This window comes from Parvibaculum sp. (genome assembly GCF_019635935.1).
Lineage (GTDB): Bacteria > Pseudomonadota > Alphaproteobacteria > Parvibaculales > Parvibaculaceae > Parvibaculum.
Window position 1 is genome coordinate 671,712 of sequence record NZ_JAHBYN010000001.1, and the last position, 23,422, is coordinate 695,133.

At 65.0% G+C, this 23,422-nt stretch carries 25 protein-coding genes; 13 read left to right on the forward strand and 12 right to left on the reverse strand.

What is annotated here, in order from left to right; translation table 11 throughout:
• Nucleotides 1-45 precede the first annotated feature (45 nt).
• Nucleotides 46-1,029 (forward strand): N-acetyl-D-Glu racemase DgcA, encoded by a 984-nt coding sequence (gene dgcA / locus KF719_RS03500; RefSeq protein WP_293507129.1) that lies wholly within the window; start codon nt 46-48, stop codon nt 1,027-1,029.
• A 6-nt stretch (nt 1,030-1,035) separates the two neighbouring features.
• On the opposite strand, the gene KF719_RS03505 is transcribed toward dgcA, so the two are convergent.
• The 7 genes from KF719_RS03505 to KF719_RS03535 all read right to left on the reverse strand — a co-directional run bounded on the left by KF719_RS03505 (nt 1,036) and on the right by KF719_RS03535 (nt 7,182).
• Nucleotides 1,036-2,046, reverse strand: coding sequence for an NAD(P)-dependent alcohol dehydrogenase (locus KF719_RS03505; RefSeq protein WP_293507130.1), 1,011 nt, complete (start codon nt 2,044-2,046; stop codon nt 1,036-1,038).
• Nucleotides 2,047-2,146: 100 nt separating this feature from the next.
• Nucleotides 2,147-3,004 (reverse strand): TauD/TfdA family dioxygenase, encoded by an 858-nt coding sequence (locus KF719_RS03510; RefSeq protein WP_293507132.1) that lies wholly within the window; start codon nt 3,002-3,004, stop codon nt 2,147-2,149.
• Nucleotides 2,961-4,187, reverse strand: a complete 1,227-nt coding sequence (locus KF719_RS03515; protein WP_293507134.1) for an MFS transporter — start codon at nt 4,185-4,187, stop codon at nt 2,961-2,963. Before KF719_RS03515 ends, KF719_RS03510 begins: the two co-directional genes overlap by 44 nt.
• An 88-nt stretch (nt 4,188-4,275) precedes the next feature.
• Complete coding sequence (locus tag KF719_RS03520; protein ID WP_293507136.1) at nt 4,276-4,725, reverse strand: hypothetical protein; 450 nt, start codon at nt 4,723-4,725, stop codon at nt 4,276-4,278.
• Nucleotides 4,722-5,762: a phosphotransferase family protein gene (locus KF719_RS03525; protein WP_293507138.1), complete on the reverse strand. Its 1,041-nt coding sequence runs from the start codon at nt 5,760-5,762 to the stop codon at nt 4,722-4,724. Before KF719_RS03525 ends, KF719_RS03520 begins: the two co-directional genes overlap by 4 nt.
• Nucleotides 5,763-5,764: 2 nt before the next feature.
• On the reverse strand, nt 5,765-6,874 hold the full coding sequence (locus tag KF719_RS03530; protein ID WP_293507139.1) for a hypothetical protein: 1,110 nt from the start codon (nt 6,872-6,874) through the stop codon (nt 5,765-5,767).
• Nucleotides 6,875-7,005: 131 nt separating this feature from the next.
• A complete protein-coding gene (locus KF719_RS03535; RefSeq protein WP_293507140.1) occupies nt 7,006-7,182 on the reverse strand; it encodes a rubredoxin in 177 nt (58 codons plus the stop codon).
• A gap of 155 nt (nt 7,183-7,337) precedes the next feature.
• On the opposite strand from KF719_RS03535, the gene KF719_RS03540 reads away from it, so the two are divergent.
• The 9 genes from KF719_RS03540 (at nt 7,338) to KF719_RS03580 (ending at nt 15,569) form a co-directional block, all read left to right on the forward strand.
• Nucleotides 7,338-8,306, forward strand: a complete 969-nt coding sequence (locus tag KF719_RS03540; protein WP_293507141.1) for an NAD-dependent epimerase/dehydratase family protein — start codon at nt 7,338-7,340, stop codon at nt 8,304-8,306.
• Nucleotides 8,307-8,374: 68 nt separating this feature from the next.
• Complete coding sequence (locus KF719_RS03545; RefSeq protein WP_293507143.1) at nt 8,375-8,752, forward strand: DUF423 domain-containing protein; 378 nt, start codon at nt 8,375-8,377, stop codon at nt 8,750-8,752.
• 76 nt (nt 8,753-8,828) lie between these two features.
• On the forward strand, nt 8,829-10,325 hold the full coding sequence (locus KF719_RS03550) for an FAD-dependent oxidoreductase (protein WP_293507145.1): 1,497 nt from the start codon (nt 8,829-8,831) through the stop codon (nt 10,323-10,325).
• A 40-nt stretch (nt 10,326-10,365) separates the two neighbouring features.
• Nucleotides 10,366-11,337, forward strand: coding sequence for an alpha/beta hydrolase (locus KF719_RS03555; protein ID WP_293507147.1), 972 nt, complete (start codon nt 10,366-10,368; stop codon nt 11,335-11,337).
• Nucleotides 11,338-11,434: 97 nt separating this feature from the next.
• Nucleotides 11,435-11,812: a hypothetical protein gene (locus KF719_RS03560; RefSeq protein WP_293507149.1), complete on the forward strand. Its 378-nt coding sequence runs from the start codon at nt 11,435-11,437 to the stop codon at nt 11,810-11,812.
• 44 nt (nt 11,813-11,856) lie between these two features.
• On the forward strand, nt 11,857-12,267 hold the full coding sequence (locus KF719_RS03565; RefSeq protein ID WP_293507151.1) for a nuclear transport factor 2 family protein: 411 nt from the start codon (nt 11,857-11,859) through the stop codon (nt 12,265-12,267).
• Between the two features lie 176 nt (nt 12,268-12,443).
• Nucleotides 12,444-13,802 carry a glycosyltransferase family 4 protein gene (locus KF719_RS03570; RefSeq protein ID WP_293507153.1) on the forward strand — a complete coding sequence of 453 codons (1,359 nt, stop codon included), beginning with the start codon at nt 12,444-12,446 and terminating at the stop codon, nt 13,800-13,802.
• A complete protein-coding gene (locus tag KF719_RS03575; protein WP_293507155.1) occupies nt 13,768-14,484 on the forward strand; it encodes a class I SAM-dependent methyltransferase in 717 nt (238 codons plus the stop codon). The genes KF719_RS03570 and KF719_RS03575 overlap by 35 nt, the downstream gene beginning before the upstream one ends.
• A complete protein-coding gene (locus KF719_RS03580) occupies nt 14,484-15,569 on the forward strand; it encodes a prenyltransferase (protein ID WP_293507157.1) in 1,086 nt (361 codons plus the stop codon). The genes KF719_RS03575 and KF719_RS03580 overlap by 1 nt, the downstream gene beginning before the upstream one ends.
• On the opposite strand, the gene KF719_RS03585 is transcribed toward KF719_RS03580, so the two are convergent.
• Nucleotides 15,549-16,169 (reverse strand): class I SAM-dependent methyltransferase, encoded by a 621-nt coding sequence (locus tag KF719_RS03585; protein WP_293507158.1) that lies wholly within the window; start codon nt 16,167-16,169, stop codon nt 15,549-15,551. The two genes, KF719_RS03580 and KF719_RS03585, sit on opposite strands and share 21 nt — an antisense overlap.
• A gap of 127 nt (nt 16,170-16,296) precedes the next feature.
• Between KF719_RS03585 and KF719_RS03590 the strand changes: the two genes are divergently transcribed.
• Nucleotides 16,297-16,845 (forward strand): hypothetical protein, encoded by a 549-nt coding sequence (locus KF719_RS03590; protein ID WP_293507160.1) that lies wholly within the window; start codon nt 16,297-16,299, stop codon nt 16,843-16,845.
• On the opposite strand, the gene KF719_RS03595 is transcribed toward KF719_RS03590, so the two are convergent.
• From KF719_RS03595 to corA, 3 genes are read right to left on the reverse strand one after another with little or no spacing between them, the layout of a single operon-like run.
• On the reverse strand, nt 16,842-17,816 hold the full coding sequence (locus KF719_RS03595) for a threonine/serine dehydratase (protein ID WP_293510571.1): 975 nt from the start codon (nt 17,814-17,816) through the stop codon (nt 16,842-16,844). The genes KF719_RS03590 and KF719_RS03595 overlap by 4 nt on opposite strands.
• 2 nt (nt 17,817-17,818) lie before the next feature.
• On the reverse strand, nt 17,819-18,421 hold the full coding sequence (locus KF719_RS03600) for a histidine phosphatase family protein (protein ID WP_293507162.1): 603 nt from the start codon (nt 18,419-18,421) through the stop codon (nt 17,819-17,821).
• A complete protein-coding gene (corA, locus tag KF719_RS03605; RefSeq protein WP_293507164.1) occupies nt 18,422-19,390 on the reverse strand; it encodes a magnesium/cobalt transporter CorA in 969 nt (322 codons plus the stop codon).
• 310 nt (nt 19,391-19,700) lie between these two features.
• Between corA and KF719_RS03610 the strand changes: the two genes are divergently transcribed.
• Both KF719_RS03610 and KF719_RS03615 read left to right on the forward strand, forming a co-directional pair.
• The gene (locus KF719_RS03610) at nt 19,701-21,011 is read left to right on the forward strand and encodes a DEAD/DEAH box helicase (protein WP_293507165.1); all 1,311 of its coding nucleotides are present in this window, start codon (nt 19,701-19,703) and stop codon (nt 21,009-21,011) included.
• A gap of 95 nt (nt 21,012-21,106) precedes the next feature.
• Nucleotides 21,107-21,943 (forward strand): hypothetical protein, encoded by an 837-nt coding sequence (locus KF719_RS03615; protein WP_293507166.1) that lies wholly within the window; start codon nt 21,107-21,109, stop codon nt 21,941-21,943.
• 4 nt (nt 21,944-21,947) lie between these two features.
• Here KF719_RS03615 and KF719_RS03620 read toward each other — a convergent pair whose 3' ends face one another.
• On the reverse strand, nt 21,948-22,979 hold the full coding sequence (locus tag KF719_RS03620; RefSeq protein ID WP_293507168.1) for a phytanoyl-CoA dioxygenase family protein: 1,032 nt from the start codon (nt 22,977-22,979) through the stop codon (nt 21,948-21,950).
• Nucleotides 22,980-23,422 lie beyond the last annotated feature (443 nt).

The following is a 23,422-nucleotide window of genomic DNA, read 5'->3' on the forward strand; positions in this document are numbered from 1 at the left end:
ATGATCGCGCTCCGATTCCAGCGGGCAACGAGGCCACCCCTTTCCATGCGCGAAATCGACGCCGACATCGAATCCTGGCCGATCGCCGGCGCCTTCACGATTTCGCGCGGCTCGAAGACCGAAGCCCGCGTCATCGTCGTGAAGCTGCGCGAAAACGGCGTGACCGGGCGCGGCGAATGTGTGCCTTATGCGCGATACGGCGAAAGTGAAAAGGACACGCTGGCCGCGATCCGCGCGCTACAACCCCGGATTTCCGACGGGCTGACGCGCGAGGAACTGCAACGCGCGATGCCGCGCGGCGCGGCGCGCAACGCCATCGACTGCGCAATGTGGGACCTTGAGGCCCGGCAGGCGCAGTGTCCGGTCTGGAAGCTCGCAGGCCTCGCCGAACCGGGACCTGTGACCACCGCCTATACGCTGAGCCTCGCCGCGCCTGACGCCATGCGCGAGGCGGCGCGCGAAAACGCGAACCGTCCGCTGCTGAAACTGAAACTCGGCGGCGGGCCGGACGACATCGCCCGCGTCGAGGCGGTGCGCGACGGCGCGCCGAGCGCAACGCTGATCGTCGATGCCAATGAAGGCTGGCAGGCGGACGACGTGCTGCCGATGGCGCGCGAACTGGCGCGGCTCGGCGTCGCGCTGATCGAACAGCCGCTGCCGGCAAAGGAAGATGAGGCGTTGCGCGGGCTCGGCTCGCCCGTGCCGCTCTGCGCCGACGAAAGCGCGCACGGGCTTGAAGGCATCAAACGGCTCGCCGGCCTCTACGATTTCATCAACGTCAAACTCGACAAGACCGGCGGGCTGACAGAGGCGCTGTCGGTGGTGCGCTGCGCGAAGCGGCGCGAATTGCGGGTGATGGTGGGCTGCATGGTGGCGACATCGCTCGCCATGGCGCCGGCCATGCTGATCGCGCAACAGGCAGATTATGTCGATCTCGACGGGCCGCTGTTGCTGGCAAAAGACCGCGCGCCGGGCCTGCGCTACGAAGGCAGCACCGTTCATCCGGCGGAACGGGAACTCTGGGGCTGAACGCCCTCAGATGTTCAACACGATCTTGCCGAAATGCGAGGCGCCCTGCATCAGCCGGAACGCCTCTTGCGCTTGCGCCAGCGGGAAGCTTTTGTCGATGACCGGGTGGATGTCGTTCTGCTCGATGGCGCGCGACATTTCCTCGAACTGCGTGCGGCTGCCGACCGTGATGCCGCTGATCTTGAGGTTCTGCGCGAAGATCGCCGCGACATTCACATCCTTGGTAAGGCCGGTGAGAATGCCGATGACGGCGATATGCCCGCCGACGCGGGCCGCCGTGATCGAGCGCGGGAAAGTGTCGGCGCCGCCGACCTCGACCACGTGATCGACGCCACGCCCGCCGGTGAGCTTGCGCGCTTCCATTTCCCAGTTCGGCGTTGCCTTGTAGTTGATCGCGTCGTCGGCGCCGAGCTTCTTCGCCCGTTCGATCTTCTCGTCCGACGAGGACGTCACAATGACGCGCGCGCCCATCGTCTTGGCGAATTGCAGCGCGAAAATCGAAACGCCGCCGGTCCCCTGCACCAGCACCGTGTCGCCGGCCTTGATGTTGCCCTCGACCACAAGCGCCCGCCAGGCGGTCAGCGCCGCACAAGGGAGACAGGCAACTTCGGCATCCGACAGGTTCGATGGCGCCTTCGACATACCCTCGGCGGAAAGCACCATATATTCCTGCGCGCAACCGTCGATCGGGCTGCCAAGCGCCGTGGCGCCGAGAAGCTCGGCGACGGGCCCGCCGGAAATCCAGCCCTGGAAAAAGCTCGGCGCGACGCGGTCGCCTTTTTTCAGGCGCGTGACACCCTCGCCCACCTCGATCACCTCGCCGCAACCGTCCGACAACGGCACCAGCGGCAGCAGCTTCGGATTGCCGCCGAAGGTGACGGTGGCGAGATCGCGATAGTTGAGCGAGCCGGCCTTCATCTTCAGCACGACCTGTCCCGGCCCCGCCTTCGGAACGTCGCGCTCCTTTAGGTTCAGATTTTCGATCCCGAAACCGTTTTCGAGCACCAGCGCGCGCATGAGATTTCCTCCAACAGACAATGCTTTTGCAGCAGAAACTGGCGCATCCGCGCGCAAAGTCAATCGGAGGAAATTTGACGCAAGGTCGCGCTGGCCGATGTCAGCGCGGCGCGTCGCCCTTGATCTGCGTGCGGTGCATGACGCGGCGCTCGCGCCCGTCGAAACCGTCGCGGCGGTGAATGGCGCAGCGATTGTCCCAGATCAGCATGTCGCCGACTGCCCATCGATGCGTCCATGAAAATTCCGGTTTCGCACAATGCGTCCACAAGAGGTCGAGCAGCTTCTCGCTTTCCTCGACCGTGTATCCCTCAAGATAGCCGTTGAGACGGCGGCCGAGATAAAGCGCCTTGCCGCCGGTCGCGGGATGTGTGCGGATGGCGGGGTGTTTCGCGCCGGGCGCGGTGCGCACATCCACGACCGCATCGGCGCCGGCGCGCAACTCGCCGACGCTGGTGGTGCTCGCATCGTGATTGCAGGTGCGGCCCTCGATGGCAGCGCGCAGATCGTCCGGCAGCGCTTCGAGCGCCTTGTACATATTGGCGAAACTCGTGTCGCCGCCGGTCTTCGGAATTTCCAGCGAATAGAGAACGCTCGCCATCGGCGGCGCCGCGACATAGGACATGTCGGTGTGCCACTCGGCTTCCTTGTCGCCGAGCGCACCGATGGGTTTGCCGTTCTCGACGACGTTGGAGATGATCCAGATTTCCGGCCGCGACTTTTCCTGCGCGCCAGCCATGTCGGTGGCGCTGGCGGGCGCGATGTCGAGTTCGCCGAAATGCCGCGAGAAGCGGATCAGGTCGTCGTCGGAAAGCTTCTGCCCGCGAAACAGCAGCACAATATGGTCGTACCAGGCCTGCTGGATCGCCGTGAACTCATCGGCCGTCAGCGACTTCGACAGATCGACGCCGCGAACCTCAGCACCCAGGGCGGACCGGTTTGGGGTAATCTCGATTGTCATCTTCCTCGTCGTCCTCGGTTTCCTCGACCAGCGCGCCGCCGTTCCAGCGTGCCGCAACATAGAGCGCGCCCGCAAGCCCCAGCACGCCGGCCGCTGCCGACAGCAGATAGGCATGGGGTCCATAGGCCTGATAGACCGGACCGGCAATCAGCGTCATCACCCCCATGATAACGCCAGAAGACAGCGCGCCGTAAAGGCCCTGGGCGGTCGCCGCCAGCGACTTCGGCGCGGCGGCGGCCACGAAATACATGGCCCCGAGATGCGCCGCGCAAAAGGTCAGCGCATGAAGAATTTGCAGCCCGAATAATGCCCAAAGCGGCGGGTCGAAGGCGGTGAAGGTCCAGCGCAGGATCGCGGCGCCCGCGGCGATGGCGAGCAACGAGGCGGCGCTGAAGCGTTTCAGCACCCGCGCCGAGAAGGCGAAAAGGATGATTTCGGCGACGATGCCGACCGCCCAGAGAATGCCGATCAGGTTTTCGCCATAGCCGAGGCGCAGCCAGTTGAGCGTGCCGAAAGCGTAGTAAACGGCATGGGTCGATTGCACGAGGCTCGCCGCCAGAAGGCCGACAAAAAAGATCGGGTGCCGCGCGATGGCGAGCGACGCCTGAAGCTGCCCGCCAGGACGCCGCTTGCGCTGCTTCTTCGGACGTTCCTTGACCAGCAGATGCGCGCCGGCAAGGCCGATGGCGATCGAACCGATCATGCAGAGAATGACGATCGAGGGCGGGTTCCATTCGAGCAGCCAGCCGCCGCCCGTCGCCGCGATGATGAAGGTGATCGAACACCAGAGCCGCACACGGCCGTAATCGACGCCCTGCTCCTGCGTCGCGCGCATCGCAATCGATTCAAGCAGCGGCGTCACCGACGGCCAGAGCGACATCAGCAGCGCCGCGACGATGAAGATCGGCCAGAAGCTGTCGGTCAGCAAAAAGAGCGAGACGGTAGCGAGCGAAGCCCAGGAAAGCGCGATCGCAACGCCGCGCCGGTTTTCCCAACGGTCGGCGACGAAGGCGAAGACCGGTCCCGACACGATGCGCAGAAACATCGTGGCGGCGAGCACCAGCGCGATGTCTTCAGGTCCGAGCCCTTTCGATTTCAGCCAGACCGGAAAGAACGGCATGTTGATGCCGCCGAAGAAGCAGAGCGAGCCGTAGAAAATCGACAGGCGGACGGAGAGCGACATGATGCGCGGGGTTCCGGTGGGACCGCACACTCATAGCGCGCCGGACCGGGCGGCGGGAAGCGGGATTCGCGCAGGGCGCGCTGCCGCCCTACCCCAATGACGGGAAGGGCAGCTTCCGCCGCTCGGTGGCGGCCACGAGATAGTCCCAGATGCGGGCCTCGAGCGGCCCGGCCCAAGGCGCCTTCGACGCCTCGACATGTGTTTGCAGGTCGACCAGAAGTCCGCCGAGCGCCGCATTGGCCTGGTCGAGCGCCTTGATGCGCAACGAGGCGTCGCGCGAACCCGCCGCTTCGCCGAGCCGCGCCTTCAGGCCGGCGTCGTCGACGACGCGCGCGGCCTCGCCGAACAGCGCCCGCATTTCGGTATTTTCGGCGACGCGGATTTCGGCCGCGCGGTCGTGCTCTTCCGCCGTCATGAACATCATCATGCCCATGATGCCGACATTGCCCATCGAGTATTCGGCATTGAGATGCGGCGCGACATCCATCAGCAGCGTGCCGAAGAAGCCCTGCATCACCTGATCGACATCGGGTTTCATTGGCGTGCCTCCCGCGACAGTTCCGCGAGGCGTCTGGCCAGCACGCGGTTGTGAACATCGGTGCAGTACCAGCTCGAAAAAGCCAGCACCGGATCGCGGTTGGCGCCGGTCTGGTATTCCTTGCCGGCCGAAATCCAGATCGCGAGCCCCTTCAGCGAATTGAAGACCTCCCACCAGCGCAGGCGTTCGGCATCGACCTTGAGGCCGCTTTCCTTCTCCCAGATCGCAAACGCTTCCGCGCGGCCGATCATGCCGCCGGGCCTGTCCGGCCGCTGAAACGCCCAGAGCGGATCGGCCGCCCAGGCGACATCTTCGAGCGGATCGCCGAGATGGCACATCTCCCAATCGAGGATGGCGCGGATATGACCTTCCGGATTGAACAGGAAATTGCCGGTGCGGTAGTCTCCATGCACGACGGAGATTTTCGGCGGTGGCGGCGGCGGATTGCGGCGAAGCCAGCGGATGGCGGCGCGCGCCACCGGCTGCGGCGCAAGCTCGTCCTCGTCGATCACCTTTTCCCACTTGTCGAGTTCGCGCTTCCAGCAATCGGCGGGCGCGATGTCGCCCATATTGGCGTCGAAGCCGATCGCTTTCGGATCGGCCGCGGCGATTCGCCCGAGATGCGTCCAGAACTGACGCCCCAGCGTTTCGGCAAGCGGACCGTAGGGCTCGGCGTTGAAGGGCGACGCCGCCGAACAGCCCTCGATCTGCTCCATGATGAAAAATGGACGGTCGAGCCATTTGAGATCGGTTTCGAGATAAAGCGGCTCCGGCACCGGCAGTCCGGTCGGATGAAAGGCGCGATAGGCATTGTATTCGATGTCGCGCTCGGTCTCGATCAGGCTCGCCACAGGATCGCGGCGCAGAATGAGCGGGCGCGTTTTGCTTTTGCCGCCTTCGCTCCAACTGGCGCTGAGCCGGAAGGTCTCGCGGCTGGCGCCGCCATGAATGCGCGAAACGCCGCTGACCTCGATTTTCGAGGCCTGCGGCATCTTGTGCGCGAGATAGGCGGCGATGCGGGGTGCGAGATCGTCCATCGTCATTTCGCCGGATCGAGAATGTCTTTGAATCCCGACGGCGCATGCGGACCGACAATGAGCTGCTCGAGAATGCCGGCGCCCTCGCGGGTCGTGCCATCGGGCAACGTCATCTCGGCCTTGACGAAGGCCTGGATGTGCAGATGCGGCGGCGCGTAGTCCTTGATATCGGCAAGTCTGAATTCCTCGTAACCGAGCGCATTGTCGCCTTTGTGCGCACCGTGGCTCCATTCCGGGTGCGCATAGCCGAGACCCATCATGTAGAAATTCCACTTCGCCGTAAGGTCGATACGGGTCTTGTCGCCCTTGTGGTTCTCGAAAAAGATCGAGGCCGATTTCGCATGCCGCGAGCCGGAAACGAACTGCACTTCCGACCGCACCCGGTCCATTTCCTCCGGCTTCGCGTCGCGGCCCAGCGGACACATGACGCCGGAAATGTTCCACGGCTCGCCATGCGCGTCGTCATTGACGTGGAACAGCGTGATGCGGTCCTCGAAATTCAGCGGCGCCCAGAGCCAATAGAACTGGAACGGCATCGGCGGCACCATCGGCTGCGCGTCCTGCGCGCCGACGGGGCGCACGCCCCATGAACGGTCGCGTGTGCCGACAAAGGCGTCGCGGGTGACTTCGATGCGCGTGTCCTTGACCTCGATCCAGCCTTCCCAGTCGCCGTTCTGCGTCATCCGCGTCACATCCATCATCAGACGCGGTCCGTTGCGGCGCGTGAAGCGCGGTTCCTTCAGCGCCGGCGCGCGGCCGTGAAACGTCAGATCCGCCGTGATGCCATATTCATTGTCGGCGACGCGCACCCGCAGGCATTGCAGCGGCTCGACGACCTCGATGGAGATCGGCCCGACATGCGTGTCCATGCGTTCCATGTTGAGGAAGCGCGAAGCATGGATGTTGCGCTGTACGCCGTCGACGATGACGCAGAACGACGCGTCCATGATGTTGAGATGCGGATAGACGCCGAGCGCGGCGGCGAAAAACACCTCGCCCTCGCGCGTGTAGCCGTTGAAGAAATAGCGGTCGTAGAAATTGCGGTCGGTGCCCGAAAACGCAATCGGCTCCGGTGTCTGGTGGATCGGAAAATCGTCCGCCTTGGTGAGCATGTTGCTGGCCTCCCTGCGCTCCGGCTTCGACGGCCGGATTTGTTCTTGATTGCTTTCCGGCCAGAATGACGGCGCGCACGGCAAGGGTCAACGCCACCCCATGCGCCGTGACGCAGCGGAAGCGCCGCCGCTCAGATTTCTTCCATGTCGAAATCGGCTTTCGGCGTGCCGCAATCGGGACAGACCCAGTCTTCGGGGACATCCTTCCAGCGCGTGCCGGGGGCGATCCCGTCGTCGGGCCAGCCCTCGGCTTCGTCGTAGATGAAACCGCAGGTCGCGCAGACCCATTTCCGGTAGGGCTCGGACATGTTCAGCCTCCCGATCATGTGGAATATCGCGACGAGCATAGTTCACGACCGCGTGACTTGCATCCATCGGCCTTGTTCTCGATCTTCAATTCACCATATGACCCGAAATTGTTGCGTGGCGTCCGCGTGAGGAAACACCACACAAAGGGGCAATCATGAAAATTTTCATCACCGGCGCGTCGGGCTTTGTCGGCGGCGCTGCGGCGCGGACGCTTGCGCGCGACAATGAAGTGCTGGCGCTGTCGCGCTCGGAAAAATCCGACGCAACCATCAAGGCGCTCGGCGCGACGCCGGTGCGCGGCGACCTGAAAAGCATCGACGCGGCGATGCTGCGCGGTGTCGATGCGGTGGTGCATTGCGCGGCCAAGGTCGAAACCTGGGGCCCGATGAAGGAATTCATCGAGATCAACGTCAAGGGCACCGAACGCCTGCTGACGGCGGCGAAGAAGGCGGGCGTCAAACGCTACGTCCATATCGGCACCGAGGCGGCGCTCTTTTACGGCCAGGCGATGAACGATCTCGACGAGACCGCGCCGATGGCCTTCTCTTCGCCGCTCCCCTATCCGCGCAGCAAGGCGCTGGCCGAACGCGCGGTGCGGGCGGCGAATGCGGATGATTTCACAACCATCGTGCTGCGCCCGCGCTTCATCTGGGGACCGGGCGACCAGACCTTGCTGCCGGCGCTGAAGGCCATGGTCAAGGCCGGCCGCTTCACCTGGATCGACAAGGGCCGCGCGCTCACCGATACGGTGCATGTCGACAATGTGGTGCATGCGATCAAGCTCGCACTGACACAAGGCAAGGGCGGCGAGGCCTATTTCATCACCGATGGCGGCGATCCGATTTCGTTCCGCGACATGATGACGAAGATGGCCGCGACTATCGGCCTTCAACTGCCCGACAAGAACATGCCGGGCTGGCTCGCGCGCGGCGCGGCGGGACTTCTCGATTTCATCTGGCGCCTGACGCTGCGCCGGACGCCGCCGCCGATCGACCCGCACACCGCGGCGCTGCTGTCGCGCAACTGCACACTGAAAATCGACAAGGCGCGGCGCGACCTCGGGTATGAGCCGGTCATCACGCGCGATGCCGGCATCGCGGCGCTGATGCAGGCCGGACGCTGAACCGCATTGCGTCCCGCGCCGCTTTCGCCGATGCTCCGGCGGCAGGCATACTGGCGGAGGAAATTCACATGCGGCTCTGGCTGACCATCGGCGCGCTGAGCGGTCTCGTCTCGGTGGCGCTTGGCGCCTTCGCGGCGCATGGACTGCAGGCGCGTGTCGGTCCGGCGGAAATCGCCGCTTTCGAAACCGGCGCGCGCTACCAGATGTATCACGCGCTGGCGCTGCTCGCGGTCGCTTGGGCGGCATCGCAAGGCGGCGGCAACTTTGCGCAAGCCGCAGGCTGGGCCTTTCTTCTCGGCACGATCCTTTTTTCCGGCTCGCTTTATTATCTCGGCCTCACCGGCAGCCGCGCGCTGGTGCTGGTGACGCCCATTGGCGGCATCGCCTTTCTGGCCGGTTGGCTGGCACTTGCGCTCTCGGCCTGGACCATGAAAAACGGAAGCTGAGCCGCCGCCCCTTGTAATAAAGTAGACTGCGGTCTATTTTCTGCCCGGGGCCAAGAGTCGAGGCGGAGGCGAGCGTATGGGCGAACGAATTCTGGTGGTTGGCGGCGGTATTGCCGGTCTGTCGACCGTGCTGGCGCTGGCCCGCGCGGGCAAGGACGTGACCGTGCTGGAGCGCGATCCGCCCCCGCCCGACAGCACGGCCGACGAGGCCTTCGAACGCTGGGAGCGCAAGGGCGTCGGCCATCTGCGCCACAGCCATGCCTTTCTGGCGCGGCTGCACATGCTGATCCGCGACAACTATCCCGAGCTGATGAAAGACCTGCTCGCCGCCGGCTGCCGCGAGATCAACTTCGCCGACAATCTCTCGCCGGCGATGCGCGCGCGCTATGTGCCTGCACCCGGCGACGAGGACATGACGATCCTGACCAGCCGCCGCACGACGCTGGAACTGGTGATGCGCCGCTACGCGGCCCGCCAGCCCGGCATCCATTTCGAGACCGGCGCGCTGGTGCGCGGCATCCTGACAGATCGTGCAGGCGGCAAGCTGCGCGTCACCGGCGTCACGGTGGAGCAGAACGGCGAACGGCGCGACTGGCCGGCCGATATCGTCATCGATGCCGCCGGCAAGAACAGCCAGATGATCGAATGGCTCAACGAAGCCGGCGCCGGCATCTCGGAAGAAAACGAGCGCGCCGGCATCCTCTATTTCACCCGCCACTACCGGCTGCACGACGGCACCGCCGAACCCGAGCGCGGCAAGGTGCCGGGCGCCGGCGATCTCGGCTTCATCAAATACGGCGTCTTCCCGGCCGACAATGGCTGCTTCTCGATCACGCTGGCGGTGCCGGAAATCGAAATCGAGATGCGCAAGGCCGTCGTGCGTCCCGAGATCTTCGACGCCATCTGCGCGCAATTGCCGGGCATCGCGCGCTGGACGTCGGCGGAAACATCCAAGCCCGTCAGCCGCGTTTTCGGCATGGGCGAACTGGTGAGCCGCTGGCGCCACATGACAGAAAACGGGCAGCCGCGCGTGCTCGGCTTCTTCCCGATCGGCGACAGCGTCATCCGCACCAATCCGCTCTATGGGCGCGGCTGTTCCTTCGCGGCCATCGCCGCCGAGGCGCTGCGCGATGCGCTGGACCGCAAGGACCCCGCCGCCCGCGCCGCCTATTATCACAAGCGCCTCGCACTCGATCTTCGTCAGTACTATGATGATATGGTGAAGCAGGACCTTGCGGCCACAAGACGGGCGCGCAATGCCATCGACCCCGACTACAAGCCGGGCGTGAAGGCGCGCGTCATCAAGAGTTTCGCCGAAGACGCGATTATACCGGCGATACGCGGCGACATCGAACTGCTGCGTAACTTCATGCGCGCCTTCCACATGGTCGATCGTCCGAACCTGTGGCTGCGCGATCCGCGCAACATCACGAAGATCCTCGCCACCTGGGCGCGCGGCAAAAGGCGCAATGCCGACTACTATCCGCCGAAGCTCGGGCCGGACCGCGACGAGATGATGAAGGTGCTGGGTCTCTCGCCGACCGCCGATGTCGAGCGCCTGAAAGCCGCATAAAAATCAAACCGACAATCCGCAAAACCGGGAGGGCACGGCCATGAAATTTCCTGAGCCGCATTACGTCGACACCAACGGCATCAGGATGGCCGTCTACGAACAGGGACCGAAGGACGGCGTGGCGGTCGTGATGTGCCACGGCTTTCCGGAACTCGGCTATTCGTGGCGCCACCAGATTCCGGCGATTGCCGACGCCGGTTTCCGCGCCATCGCGCCGGACCAGCGCGGCTATGGCAACACCGGCGGCCCGAAGGGAGAGGATGCGGTGCCGCTCTACGACATCGCCCATCTGACGGACGATCTGGCGGGGATGCTCGACGCGCTCGACATCGACAAGGCGGTCTTTGCCGGACATGACTGGGGCGGCATGGTGACCTGGCAGATGGCGCTGCGTCATCCCGCGCGCGTCGCCGGCGTCATCGGCGTCAACACGCCCTTCATTCCGCGCGGTCCCGTCGACCCAATTGCCGGCATGCGCATGGTCTTCGGCGAGGACATGTACATCGTCTATTTCCAGAAATTCGGCGTCGCGGAAAAGATCTTCGATGCCGATGTCGCGCGCTCGATGCGCTTCTGGTACCGCAAGAGCGCGATGAAGCTCGCCGATTTCGATGCCCTTCCGGCAGACCAGAAGAACTTCTCCTTCCTGAAGAGCTTCGATGCCGACGAAAGCACCTGGCTCGGCACGCAACTGCTGAACGCCGAGGAACTCGACTACTACACCAGGGCCTTCGAGAAATCGGGCTTTGAGGGCGGCATCAACTGGTACCGCAACTTCACGCGCAACTGGCAACTGACCGAGGGCCAGACCGAAAAGATCGACGTCCCCTGCCTGATGATTTCGGCCGCCGACGACATCGTGCTCCGGCCCGAAATGACGGCCGGCATGGAAAACCACATCCCCGACCTCGAAAAGCACGTCATTGCCGATTGCGGCCACTGGACCCAGTCCGAAAAGCCCACCGAGCTGAACGCGCTGATGGCCGACTGGCTGAAGCGCCGCTTCGGCTGAGCGCGCTCGCGGCGATGTGACTTGCCGCCTGCCCCAAAAATGACCAGAATGACCGAATTATATCATTTGGTCAGTCCGGTCCCGGGGGAGCGTCGGCATGAAGTGGATGGGGCGCCTCATTGCCGACCCCGCCCTGCCACCCGCCTTTCTCGGCTGGCTGATCCTCGTCAATTCGCTAGCGGTGTTCTTTTTCTTCCGCCATTTCGCGGCCCGCGCCGTGCTGGCGGTCTGGCTGGCCAATCTGGCGCTGGTCGCCGCGGCGCTCGGCAGCGGCATGGTGGCGCTCAGCCTTGCGCTGTGCTGGACGCCGCTTCTCGCCTGGCTCGTCTGGCGCAACCCGCAGTTCCGGCTGGCCTCGCCGCTCGGCCTGTGGCTGGTCGCGGTCTTTGCTTCGAACCTTGTCGGGCTGACCGCAGCCTATGCCGTGCTTCTGGCCGGCCACGGAAACGGTGTCGCGATGCTCGCCGGGCTCTGAAAGCCTGCTAGACTGGGCTCCGGCCCCCAAGCTCCGGCAAATGCATGTCAACCGAACGCGACCGCGCCGCCCTGCTTTTCGCCAACGAGACCTTTTATCGCGCCTTTGCCGGACGCGACGTGACGCTGATGGGCGCGCTCTGGGCCGATGCCGAACAGGTGACCTGCCTGCATCCGGGCTGGCCGCCCGTCGAGGGGCGCGATGCGGTGCTGCAAAGCTGGCATGCGATCCTGACCGGCCCTGCAAGCCCCAACATCGAATGCCTGCACGCGCGCGCCAATCTTCACGGCGACACCGGCATCGTCATTTGCTACGAACGCATCGGCCCGGACTATCTGCTGGCGACCAACATTTTCGTCCGTAGCGGCGATGGATGGCTGCTCGTCCATCACCAGTCGGGCGCGGCGCCGGACCCCGGCGAAGAGACTGCAACGCCCCGGGGACGCCTGAACTGAAGCCTGAATCAAGGCCCGGAAAGCTCCTCGCTTACATTCTTGTTAGCGGGTTGTTGCCTTGGCCCTATGCCGTTATGATCCGCCGCGCTTTAATGCGGCGCAATATGGGTATAACCCCACCGGCCCACCCGGACGCCGCTTCCGGCGCGCATCAATTCGAGACCGAGGAAATCTGTATGTCGCAGGCGCTGGAGCGCAATGAGACGGATGACGCGCTGGCCGGGCCTGCGAAAAAATCCACCGCCGAAACGCCGAAGCTTGCCGCCATATCCGGCGACCGGCCGCTGCGCATCCTGCTGCCGAGCTACCGCTCGAACCCGACAACGGGTGGCCAGGGCGTCTATATGCGCCACATCGCCAAGGCGCTGGCGGACCTCGGGCATCAGGTGGATGTGATTTCCGGCCCGCCCTATCCCGAGATCGATCCGCGCGTGAAGCTCATCAAGCTGCCCTCGCTCGATCTCTATGCCAACCCGCATCCGATCCGTTCGCTACGCCCCTGGATGTTCGCCTATCCCATCGACCTGTTCGAATGGTGGAGCCACGCGACCGGCGGTTTCTCCGAGCCCTACACTTTTTGCGAACGCATGGCGCGCTATGTGCGCGGCACCGTGCAGGACTACGACGTCTGCCACGACAATCAGACGCTGGGCTGGGGTCTGCTGAAACTTCGCGACATGGGCCTGCCCATCGTCGGCACGATCCACCACCCGATCACGATGGATCGGCGCATCGACATCGAACACGCGCGCACGCTGCAACTGAAGCTGCTGAAGCGCCGCTGGTATTCCTTCCTCAACATGCAGATCAAGGTCGCACGCCAGCTTGATCCGCTGATCGTCGTCTCCGAAAGCACGCGCCGCGACGTGGCGCGCGAATTCGGCGTCGATATTTCAAAAACGCGGCTGGTACTGCACGGCATCGACCACATCCAGTTCCGCCCGATGCCCGAGGTGAAACGTCGCGACGACCTCATCGTCGCTTGCGCCAGCGCCGACGTGCCGCTGAAGGGACTGATCTACCTGATCCGCGCCTATGCCGAACTGCTGCAGACGCGGCCGAACCTGAAGCTCAAGGTCATCGGCCGGCTGCGCGAAGGCAACACCTCGCACGAGCTGCGCACGCTCGGCATCATGGACAAGGTGGAGTTTATCGGCGGCGTCAGGGACGACGACATCACGCAGATCTACAACGAGGCGACGATCGCGGTCTCGCCCTCGGTCTATGAGGGCTTCGGCTTCCCCTGCGGCGAGGCAATGTCCTGCGGGACGCCCGTGATCGCCACCAATGGCGGCTCGCTGCCGGAGGTCGTCGGCGACGCCGGCATCGTTGTGCCGCATTCCAATCCGCCGGCGCTGGCGCGCGCCATTGCGGCCATGCTCGACGATCCGGACATGCGGGCGCGCTATGGCGAGGCGGGGCGCGAGCGCATCCTCGCCAATTTCAAATGGGAACGCGCGGCGCGCGAATGCGTCGAGATTTACAGGCAGACAATCGCAGATGCAGACAATCGACTTGAACGTGCTCGGGCTTAAGGACGGCCAGCGCGCGCTCGACCTCGGTTGCGGGGCGGGCCGGCACGTCCACGCCATGTACTACCACGCCGAATGCCACGTGGTCGGGATCGATCTCGGTTTCGAGGACGTGAAGCGGACGCGCGAAGGCTTCGGCACCTGCCCCGACATGGACCCGCAGACGCGGCGCAGCTTTTCGCTGTCGGTCGGCAACGCATTGTCGCTGCCCTTTCCCGATGCAAGCTTCGACAAGATCGTCTGCTCGGAAGTGCTGGAGCACATTCCGGACTACAAGCAGGCCGTTGCGGAGATCGAACGCATCCTGAAGCCGGGCGGCACACTGGCCGTCAGCGTGCCGCGTTTCTTCCCCGAATGGGTCTGCTGGAAGCTGTCCGACGACTATCACAACGAGCCCGGCGGCCATGTGCGCATCTTCCAGGAGAGCGAACTGAAAGGCGCCGTCGAAAGCCGCGGCCTCTCCTTCTTTCACCGCCATTTCGCCCATGGCCTGCATTCACCCTATTGGTGGCTGAAATGCGCCGTCGGCGTAAAGCGCGAAGACGTGAAACTGGTCAACCTCTACAAGCGTTTTCTCGAATGGGACATCCTTGAGGGCCCGCGGCTGACACGGACACTCGAAAAGCTCGCGGGACCGCTGATGGGCAAGAGCGTCGTTCTCTATTTCACCAAGGGAACGGCCTGATGGTGCATCTGACCTGGGGCGATACGGTGCCGCCGGAATTCTTTGCCGGCTCGCGCGCGCGCATCATGGAATTGCAGCGCGACAGCGGCGCGATCCCCTGGTACGACGGCGGCGTCATCGACCCGTGGAACCACACCGAAGCGGCGATGGGCCTGACCGTGCTCGGCGAAATCGAGCATGCGCGCCGCGCCTTCCGCTATCTCGCCGAAACGCAGTTGAAGGACGGATCGTGGTGGGGACAGCTCGGTTCCGCCGTTCCCTTCGACGACGACGAGCAACGCTTCACCGGCGAGGAACACGAAGCGGGCCACCACATCCGCGACACCAATTTCGCCGCCTATATCGCGACCGGCGCCTGGCATCACTATCTCGTCACGCGCGACCGCAATTGGCTGGCCGGCATCTGGCCGCATGTGAAGGCGGCGATTTCCTTCGTGCTGGCGCATCAGAGCCCGCATGGCGACATCCGCTGGTCGGCCGCCGATCCGCATACGCCGGAAGACGACGCGCTGATCACCGGCTGCTCCTCGATCTACAAGAGCCTCGAATGCGCCGCCCACATCGCGCGCGAGCTCGGCGAACCGTCGCGCGACTGGCTGACCGCGCGGCAGCGGCTTGGCGAGGCGCTTCGCGACAAGCCGCATCGTTTCGACCGCACCTGGGAGCCCAAGGACCGCTATTCGATGGACTGGTACTACCCGGTCCTCGCTGGCGTCGTCACCGGCGAAGCGGCGCGGAAACGCCTCGACTGGAAATGGGACATCTTCGTCGCCGACGGCAAGGGCTGCCGTTGCGTGCTCGACCAGCCCTGGGTGACGGTCGCCGAAAGCGCCGAGCTGACCATGGCGCTGCTGGTCGCCGGACGGCGCAAGGAAGCCGAGGCCATGCTCTCATGGCAGCACCAGTGGCGCGCCGATTGCGGCGCCTACTGGATGGGCTATCAGTTCGAGGACGATGTCGCCTGGCCAGCCGAGAAACCGGCATGGACGGCCGCAGCCGTTATTCTCGCGACCGACGCCGTGACCGGCATGACGCCCGCCGCCCGCCTCTTCGCCGAGCGCACGCTAGCCGAGGCGGCGGAGTAGCCTGAGGCTCTTCACAGCCTTCTCCTCCGTAAACAGTTTCGACGCCAGCGCCATCTTGTAGATTTCGTAGGGCGGGCGGCCGCCATCCTTCGGGTCGGGGAAGACGTCGTGAATGGCGAGGATACCGCCCGGCATTACGCGCGGCGCCCAGAGGCGATAATCGGTCAGCGCCGGTTCCATCCCGTGTCCGCCATCGATGAACACCATCGCGAGCGGCGTCGCCCAGCCTTTCGAGGCAACTTCCGATGGCGCGACCAGCGGCACCACCGTGTCTTCGAGCTTCGCCAGGCGCATCGTCCGGCGGAACAGCGGAAAGGTGTTGAGACGGCCGGTCTCGGCGTCCTGGAGTTCGGCGTCGTGATGCTCCCAGCCCTGCTGGTTTTCCTCCGAGCCGTAATGATGGTCGAGCGCGTAGAGCACCGCGTTGTTGGCCTGACAGGCGGTGCCGATATAGACCGTCGACTTGCCACAATAGGAGCCGATCTCGAGCACCGGGCCGCGCTTCGAGGCTTCCAGCGCTGCCTCATGCAGCGCCCAGCCCTCTTCCGCGTCCATGAAACCTTTCACCGCCTCGATGTCGATGGGAAGCTTGCGCGCCAAAATCCGGTCCTTTCGCCCCGCCGGAACTCCCGGCTCCGCCTTCTCTAGCCTCTCGCGAGGGCACGAAGCAAACGGTTAAGCAATGCCGCCGATAATGGCCGGGCCAGCCTCACCCGGAGCCCTATCCATGAGCCAGCCCGCCTTTGCCCCGGAACCGGACGATTACGACGCCATCGAGCAGGCGGTGCGCGAAACGCCGCGCGGCCGCTGGTTCCTGGAGGAATTCGCCCACCGCCACGCTTCCGGCGCCGCCGAGGTCGTTGCCGCGATCGAGAAACTGGCACGGGAAACAGACGCGGGGCTCCGGCTCGGCTTCGTCTATCACGAGGCACAGGAACTGGCCCGCGCACTGGCCGAAGCGCAAGCGGGCTTCGCCGAAGTCGGACCGGACGAAACAGCCGCCGATCCTGCGGCCATCGCCGATACTGCGGCCCGCGCCGCCACCGACATTGCGAGCGCTGCCGAAAGGCTGCAGGAAATCGCCGAGGCATTGCGCGGCAAAGGCGCCGACGCCGACCTCTGCGACGAGATCGAGACCCATGCCGGCGGCATTTTCATGGCCGCGGCCTATGAGGAATTGACCGGCAAGCGCATCGCCGCCGTCGCCGCGGCACTCGACCGAATCGAGGAACGCATCTCGCGTCTGATCGAACGATGGGAAAACGAAGTCCGCTAGCCGGCAAGCACGCGCGCAAACGCCGCCGGGTCGGCATTGCCGCCGCTGAGAACGAGCGCAACTGACTTCCCCTTTGCGTCGTACCGCCCGGCCAGCAGCGCCGCCAGTGCCACCGCGCCGCCGGGCTCGACCACCAGCTTCAATTCCTCGAAGGCAAAGCGCATCGCCGCCGCAACTTCGGCATCGCTGACCGCCAGGCCGCCGGCAAGACGCCCAGCGTTGATCGCGAAGGTGAGCTCGCCCGGCATCGGCGCCAGCAACGCGTCGCAAAAGGACTGGCCACCCGCTTCGTTGCCGAGCCGTTGTCCGGCGGCAAGCGAGCGCGCGTGATCGTCGAAGCCTTGCGGCTCGACGCACCAGACTTTTGCATCGGGCATGGCGACGCCGAGCGCCAGCGCCGTCCCGGCCGCGAGCCCCCCGCCGCCGGCCGGCACCAGCACCGCATCGAGCGCAACGCCGAGCCGCGCCGCATCCGCGGCGATTTCGAGCCCCACTGTGCCCTGCCCGGCAATGATCCCCGGATCGTCATAGGGCCGCACGACAACCGCGCCGCGCTCCGCCGCGATGCGCGCGCCGATTTCTTCGCGCACCTCCGTCATCCGGTCGTAGAGCACGATTGCCGCGCCGAATCCGCGTGTGCGTTCGATCTTGAGCCGTGGCGCATCCGACGGCATGACGATGAGCGCCGGAACGCCAAGCATCCGCGCCGCCGCAGCGACGCCCTGTGCATGATTGCCGGACGACCAGGCGACAACGCCCCCGCGCCGCTCATCCGCCGAAAGCTGCGACAAGCGATTCCAGGCGCCACGAAACTTGAAAGAACCCGTGCGTTGAAGAACTTCCGGCTTGACGAAGACCCGGCCGCCGCTGCGCGCATCGAGCGCCGCGCATTCGAGGAGCGGCGTCCGGACGGCAACGCCGGCGATCCGCGCCGCCGCGGCACGTACATCGTCAGCGTCGGGCAGACGCATCGTCACGCCGAAAGATCGAGATTGATGCAGCCGACGCTCCATTGCGCCGCACCGCCGACATCGCGGTGGCTGAGCCGCGTGATCGACAGCGGCGCGACCTCGATGCGCAACGCGGTTGCAAGGTCGATCCCGAGCGCATGGGCAATCGCCGCCCGTACCGCCCCGGCATGGGCGACCGAAACGAGCGTGTGTCCCGCATAATGCGCACTCAGCCTGTCAATGCCCGCCGCGACGCGCACCGCCATTTCGGCAAAGCTCTCGCCCTCGGGCGGCCGGATGTCCGCCGGATGCGACCAGTCGAGCGTCCGGTTGGCGGCGAAGACATCGTTGTAGCTCATGCCCTGCCAGCGCCCGTAATGCTGGTCGGTGAAATCGCCGACCGCCACCGGATCGACGCCGGATTTCAGCGCCAGCGCCGTGACTCGGGTGCGCAGCAGCGGCGACGACAACCAGACGGCGACGGACGGCAACCGCCGCGCAATGGCCGACGCCAGCGCTGGATCGACCGGCTCTGCCGCAACATCGAGATGCCCATAGTAGCGGCTCTCGCGCCCCTGAACCGGCGCGTGAACGATCCATATCCATTCGGTCCGCGCACCCGCCATCTAGAGCCAGCCGCGCTGCTTGAAGAAGAGATAGGGGCCGACCGCCGAACAGACCATCATGACCAGCGCCAATGGGTAGCCCCAGGGCCAGGCGAGCTCGGGCATGATTTCGAAATTCATGCCGTAGATGCTGGCGATCAGCGTCGGCGGCAGGAAGACGACGGCGGCCACCGAGAAAATCTTGATGATGCCGCTCTGCTCGTTGCTGATCAGGCCGAGTGTCGCATTGAGAATGAAGCTCGTATTGTTGGCAATGAAACTCGCATGGTCGCTGAGCGCCGTCAGGTCGCGCGAAATCGTCTTGAATGCCCTCTCGGTCGATTTCGGCCGCTTTTCGGTCGCCGGCCGCGCAATGAAGCTGACCAGCCGGCCGAAGCTGACAAGACTTTCGCGCACTTGCGAGGTCAAGGCATGGCTGCGGCCGATGCGGCGCAGGATTTCATCGTAGTTGCGTTTCTTCTTGCCGCCGTCATGCGGAAATATCTCGCCCGACAGCACGTCGATGTCCGATTGCACGCGCTCCAGAATGTCGGCAACACGATCGACGATGGCATCGAGCAACCCCGCCAGAACCTCCTCGCCGCTGGCGCAAGGCACGCTGTGACGCCGCGCCTCGGACGCATAGTGGCGAAATGGCGTCGGCTCGGCATAGCGCAGCGTCAGCAGCCGGTGGCCGGCAAGCACGAAAGTGACGGGCACAACCTGCGGCGTCGGCGTGTCGGCCTGCGTGACCATCGCCGCCGTCATGTAGACCGTGTCGTCCTCCAGATAGAGGCGGCTCGACACCTCGATCTCCTGCATGTCTTCCTCGGTCGGCACGTCAAGGCTGAGCTTTACGTCGACAAAGGTCAGCTCTTCATCCGTCGGCTGAAGAAGATCGAGCCAAACCGCGTCGGCGGGAATTGCCTCTCCGACGGCAATGGCAACCGGCGTCAGCGCACCATTGGCCGGCACATAGGCTGTAATCATCTGTATGTCCGCATCGGCATTTTCGAATCCCGTACGATCATGCCCACTCATGGCGCCTGCGACAATCCGCCTCTCCGAGCCCCGTTAAGGTTTTGCGAACCCTTTCGTTCTTGACTTGCGCGGCCAAAAGGCCCATCTAGCGCCTATCTGCCTTCGTGTGCGCGCTCTGCGCTGCCGTCCCGGCATCGCCTAACCCCGAAGCAGCAGACCCTTTCCTCGATTCCAAGCGCGTTGGAACGCGGCAAGACCCCGCGTGAAGCGACGGCCATAGTGGCCGGCGCACGACGTTTGACTTGTGAGATTGTAACTTATGACCACGAAGACCTTCGCGGATCTCGGCGTTGCCGAGCCGCTCTGCCGCGCGCTTGCGGCGCAGAACTACACCACCCCCACCCCCATTCAGGCTCAGTCCATCCCGGCGCTTCTCGAAGGCCGCGACCTGCTCGGTCTCGCCCAGACGGGCACCGGCAAGACGGCTGCTTTCGTGCTGCCGATCCTCCAGCGTCTCGATCCGCAGGCCAAGCGCCCGCACAAGGGCGCCCGTGTCGTCATTCTCGCGCCGACGCGCGAGCTGGCGATCCAGATCGGCCAGAGCATCGAAACCTATGGCCGCAACCTGAAACTCCGTCACACCGTCATCTTCGGCGGCGTCAACCAGTTCCGCCAGGTCAAGGCGCTCGCCGGCGGCGTCGACATTCTCGTCGCAACGCCCGGCCGCCTGCTCGACCTGATGAACCAGCGTCACGCCGATCTCCGCCAGGCCTCGGTTCTGGTGCTCGACGAAGCCGACCGCATGCTCGACATGGGTTTCATCCACGACGTCAAGAAGATCGTCGCGGCACTGCCCAAGACGCGCCAGTCGCTGCTCTTCTCGGCCACGATGCCCTCGAACATCGAACATCTCGCGGCCGAAATCCTCAACGATCCGGTCCGCGTCGAAGTGCGGCCCGAAGTCATCACGGTCGACAAGATCGACCAGCGCGTGCTGCATGTCGACGGCAAGCGCAAGCGCGAACTGCTGACGAAACTGCTGGACGACAGCGAGATGAGCCGCGTCATCGTCTTCACGCGCACCAAACATTGCGCCAACCGCGTCAGCGAGCAGCTCGAAAAAACGGGCATCGCCGCCGAGGCGATCCACGGCAACAAGTCGCAAGGCGCTCGCCAGCGCGCGCTCGACCAGTTCCGCACCGGCAAGGCGCGCGTCCTGGTTGCGACCGACATCGCAGCCCGCGGCATCGACGTCACCGGCATCACGCATGTCGTCAACTATGAATTGCCGAACGAGCCGGAAAGCTATGTGCACCGTATCGGCCGCACCGCGCGCGCCGGCAAGAGCGGCATCGCGATCTCCTTCTGCGATGCCTCCGAGCGTTCGCATCTGAGAAGCATCGAAAAGCTGACCAAGCGTCCGATCACGGTGGTCGCGACCACGGAATGGCTGGGCGACCAGGTCGCCGTGCCGGCGGGCGAGCCCGCCGATGCGCGCCCGGCCCGCAATGGTCCGCGCGGTCCGCGCCACCAGCCCGGCAAGCCGCGCCGCTTCGGCAAACCCGGCGCCGGCCGCGGCCGTCCGCAAGGCGGCCAGAAGCAGAGCCGCCGCCAGTCGGCCGCGCAGTAACGGCGAAAGCCGCGAAGGCGGACAAATCTTCGCTACCGCAAAGCACCGCTTCGGGTCACTCTGAAGCGGTGTTTTCATGTCCGGTGCCCGCGCTCATGTCGAAATGCCGCCTGCTTCTGCTCCTCGCGATATTGCCGGTCCTTGCCGCTTGCGGCACGCCCGCCCCCGCCGAGCGCAAGGCGAATGTGGAGGCGCTGGCGACCGGAACCATGACGCCGGTCTTTCTGCAAACGCACCAATTTGACCTCTACAGCCTCAGCCGCGCAAACGGACCGCAGGACCTGCTTGTTGTCTATATCGAGGGCGACGGACTTGCATGGCTGCGCATCGACGAAGCATCGCCGGACCCGACGCCCGTCACCCCGACGGCGCTCCGGCTTGCGCTCGCGGACGGCACGCCGGCGGTTGCTTATCTCGCCCGCCCCTGCCAGTTCACGGATGAGGCGCACCGGCGCAATTGCCGGACCGCATTATGGACGAGCCACCGCTATGGCGAGGACGTCGTCGCGGCGACGGAAGAGGCGCTCGACATGCTGAAGCAGCGCGCTGGCGCGCAACGCCTCGGGCTTGTCGGCTTTTCGGGCGGCGGCGCCATCGCAGCGCTCGTCGCAGCGCGACGCGACGACGTGGCATGGCTGAAAACGATCGCGGCGCCGCTCGACACGTCGGCCTTCACCGGCCATCACGGCGTGACGCCGCTCATCAGCTCGCTGAACCCGGCCGACATGGGGGCGGCGCTTGGCGGCGTGCCACAGCACCACTATGCAGGCGCGGACGACAAGGTCGTGCCGCCGTCGATCGCCCAATCCTACATGGCGCGCCTGCCCTCCCGCCGCTGCGCGGTCTTGCATGTCGTCGCCGGCGCCGGTCACCACGAAGGCTGGGAAAAGAACTGGCCTATGTTCAGCGCCGAAACGCCGGCCTGCCGCTAACGCGTCAGATCGACGGCGGATCGGCGAGACATGTGGGAGCGACGCTCTTCCACGGTCCGCCGATGCCGAACCGCCTCAGCAGACCGTCCAGCTGTGCTTGCCGCGTGCTCAGCCTGCCGCGAAGGCCGGGCATTGCATGAAGGTGCAGGCCCGTGAACGGCAGAAAGGGATTGCGGCGCAGCGTCGCGTAGAGTTCGGAACGATGCGTAGGCCGCGCGCTGGCACAGCGCGCATGGAAGCCATGCGTGTCGGCGACGACCAGCGTGTTGGCCGGCACCGTCATTGCGACGGGCTCCCGGTAGCCGAGCTGGAGGGCCGTCTCGCGGTCGATCCGGAACGACCCGGCGGCAATCTCCGGATCGGCGTGTTGCGCGGCACGCAGACTGAGATCCCGTTCCCAGGCAAAGCGTTCCGGCGTCATCCGGTGGGAGCCGGGCACATAGAGCAGCGGCCCGTCTTCCGGTCCGACATCCTGAAGATAGAGCCACGCCTTCGCCGTCGAATGGAACGTATCCATGTGGAGCGTGTTTTGCGGGTCGGGACGCGATGGGTCCGGCTCGGCAATCACCGTCTGCACATGCACCAGCGGCTCGCCGCCGCAACCCGCCACAAAGCGCATCAGGTCGAAAAGGCGGTTGTCGTCGATAAAGGCGGCAAGCGCCGGACGGCCCGCGATGTCGGGCCGGTCGAGACTGGCACGCCGCGTGACGGTCGCCCCCTCGCGACGCTCCCACGAGGGCAAGGGATTTGCGTTGAGGTCCCGCCTGATTTCCGCGAACAGTTCGGGCGGCAGGAAATTGCGGCACACGACATATCCATCGCGCGTGTAGTCGGCAATCTCCGCGGGACCGACAGAGGCCGCCAGCCGCTGCCGACGTCTTTCCGCCATCGCCCGCGCCAGCCGCACACGCGCCGCATGCAGGCCACGCCGGTTAAGCCGCACACTGCCGATGAGCGGATTGGCCCTGAAGGACTTCGCGCCGCTCGCCAGTTGCACAACCCACAAGGGCGCAGCGAGATAGGAAATCGGTTTCAACCACGCCCTCTGTTCACCGTCTGAAATCGCTCCCCGGCCCGTCGATCCGGCCGGGAGACGCCGCTATTCTAGAGAAAAAACACCGGACGTCTCCCTGTTGCGGCGAATTGACCGTGCTGCACTGGAGAAAGAGGGAAAATTTGGTGGGCGCACCAGGACTCGAACCTGGGACCCGCTGATTAAGAGTCAGCAGAAGTATAAATAGAATCAACGCCTATTTGGACTTTTCCGCCTCGGATTGCCGCAGCGTTTCCGCGGCCGTAAAATGCGAAGTCCAAACACAGGACGGCTTCCCGGGCCGGAAGCCACTCTTCTGCATTTTTGGTTCTGGCACCAGACGCGCAGCAGCTTTCATTCGCATAATCGTGCCCGACCCGCAGTGGTTTGCGCTTTGGAACCTCTGGCTGTCGCAGCAGTACAAACGCCCCCCGACGAGGGAAAAG

What these genes read in the sequence shown, in the direction of transcription:
- dgcA (WP_293507129.1), top strand. Translation starts at nt 46, where the DNA reads ATGCGCGAAATCGACGCCGACATCGAATCCTGGCCGATCGCCGGCGCC.
- KF719_RS03505 (WP_293507130.1), bottom strand. Translation starts at nt 2,046, where the DNA reads ATGCGCGCGCTGGTGCTCGAAAACGGTTTCGGGATCGAAAATCTGAAC.
- KF719_RS03510 (WP_293507132.1), bottom strand. Translation starts at nt 3,004, where the DNA reads ATGACAATCGAGATTACCCCAAACCGGTCCGCCCTGGGTGCTGAGGTT.
- KF719_RS03515 (WP_293507134.1), bottom strand. Translation starts at nt 4,187, where the DNA reads ATGTCGCTCTCCGTCCGCCTGTCGATTTTCTACGGCTCGCTCTGCTTC.
- KF719_RS03520 (WP_293507136.1), bottom strand. Translation starts at nt 4,725, where the DNA reads ATGAAACCCGATGTCGATCAGGTGATGCAGGGCTTCTTCGGCACGCTG.
- KF719_RS03525 (WP_293507138.1), bottom strand. Translation starts at nt 5,762, where the DNA reads ATGGACGATCTCGCACCCCGCATCGCCGCCTATCTCGCGCACAAGATG.
- KF719_RS03530 (WP_293507139.1), bottom strand. Translation starts at nt 6,874, where the DNA reads ATGCTCACCAAGGCGGACGATTTTCCGATCCACCAGACACCGGAGCCG.
- KF719_RS03535 (WP_293507140.1), bottom strand. Translation starts at nt 7,182, where the DNA reads ATGTCCGAGCCCTACCGGAAATGGGTCTGCGCGACCTGCGGTTTCATC.
- KF719_RS03540 (WP_293507141.1), top strand. Translation starts at nt 7,338, where the DNA reads ATGAAAATTTTCATCACCGGCGCGTCGGGCTTTGTCGGCGGCGCTGCG.
- KF719_RS03545 (WP_293507143.1), top strand. Translation starts at nt 8,375, where the DNA reads ATGCGGCTCTGGCTGACCATCGGCGCGCTGAGCGGTCTCGTCTCGGTG.
- KF719_RS03550 (WP_293507145.1), top strand. Translation starts at nt 8,829, where the DNA reads ATGGGCGAACGAATTCTGGTGGTTGGCGGCGGTATTGCCGGTCTGTCG.
- KF719_RS03555 (WP_293507147.1), top strand. Translation starts at nt 10,366, where the DNA reads ATGAAATTTCCTGAGCCGCATTACGTCGACACCAACGGCATCAGGATG.
- KF719_RS03560 (WP_293507149.1), top strand. Translation starts at nt 11,435, where the DNA reads ATGAAGTGGATGGGGCGCCTCATTGCCGACCCCGCCCTGCCACCCGCC.
- KF719_RS03565 (WP_293507151.1), top strand. Translation starts at nt 11,857, where the DNA reads ATGTCAACCGAACGCGACCGCGCCGCCCTGCTTTTCGCCAACGAGACC.
- KF719_RS03570 (WP_293507153.1), top strand. Translation starts at nt 12,444, where the DNA reads ATGTCGCAGGCGCTGGAGCGCAATGAGACGGATGACGCGCTGGCCGGG.
- KF719_RS03575 (WP_293507155.1), top strand. Translation starts at nt 13,768, where the DNA reads ATGCAGACAATCGACTTGAACGTGCTCGGGCTTAAGGACGGCCAGCGC.
- KF719_RS03580 (WP_293507157.1), top strand. Translation starts at nt 14,484, where the DNA reads ATGGTGCATCTGACCTGGGGCGATACGGTGCCGCCGGAATTCTTTGCC.
- KF719_RS03590 (WP_293507160.1), top strand. Translation starts at nt 16,297, where the DNA reads ATGAGCCAGCCCGCCTTTGCCCCGGAACCGGACGATTACGACGCCATC.
- KF719_RS03595 (WP_293510571.1), bottom strand. Translation starts at nt 17,816, where the DNA reads ATGCGTCTGCCCGACGCTGACGATGTACGTGCCGCGGCGGCGCGGATC.
- KF719_RS03600 (WP_293507162.1), bottom strand. Translation starts at nt 18,421, where the DNA reads ATGGCGGGTGCGCGGACCGAATGGATATGGATCGTTCACGCGCCGGTT.
- corA (WP_293507164.1), bottom strand. Translation starts at nt 19,390, where the DNA reads ATGATTACAGCCTATGTGCCGGCCAATGGTGCGCTGACGCCGGTTGCC.
- KF719_RS03610 (WP_293507165.1), top strand. Translation starts at nt 19,701, where the DNA reads ATGACCACGAAGACCTTCGCGGATCTCGGCGTTGCCGAGCCGCTCTGC.
- KF719_RS03615 (WP_293507166.1), top strand. Translation starts at nt 21,107, where the DNA reads ATGTCGAAATGCCGCCTGCTTCTGCTCCTCGCGATATTGCCGGTCCTT.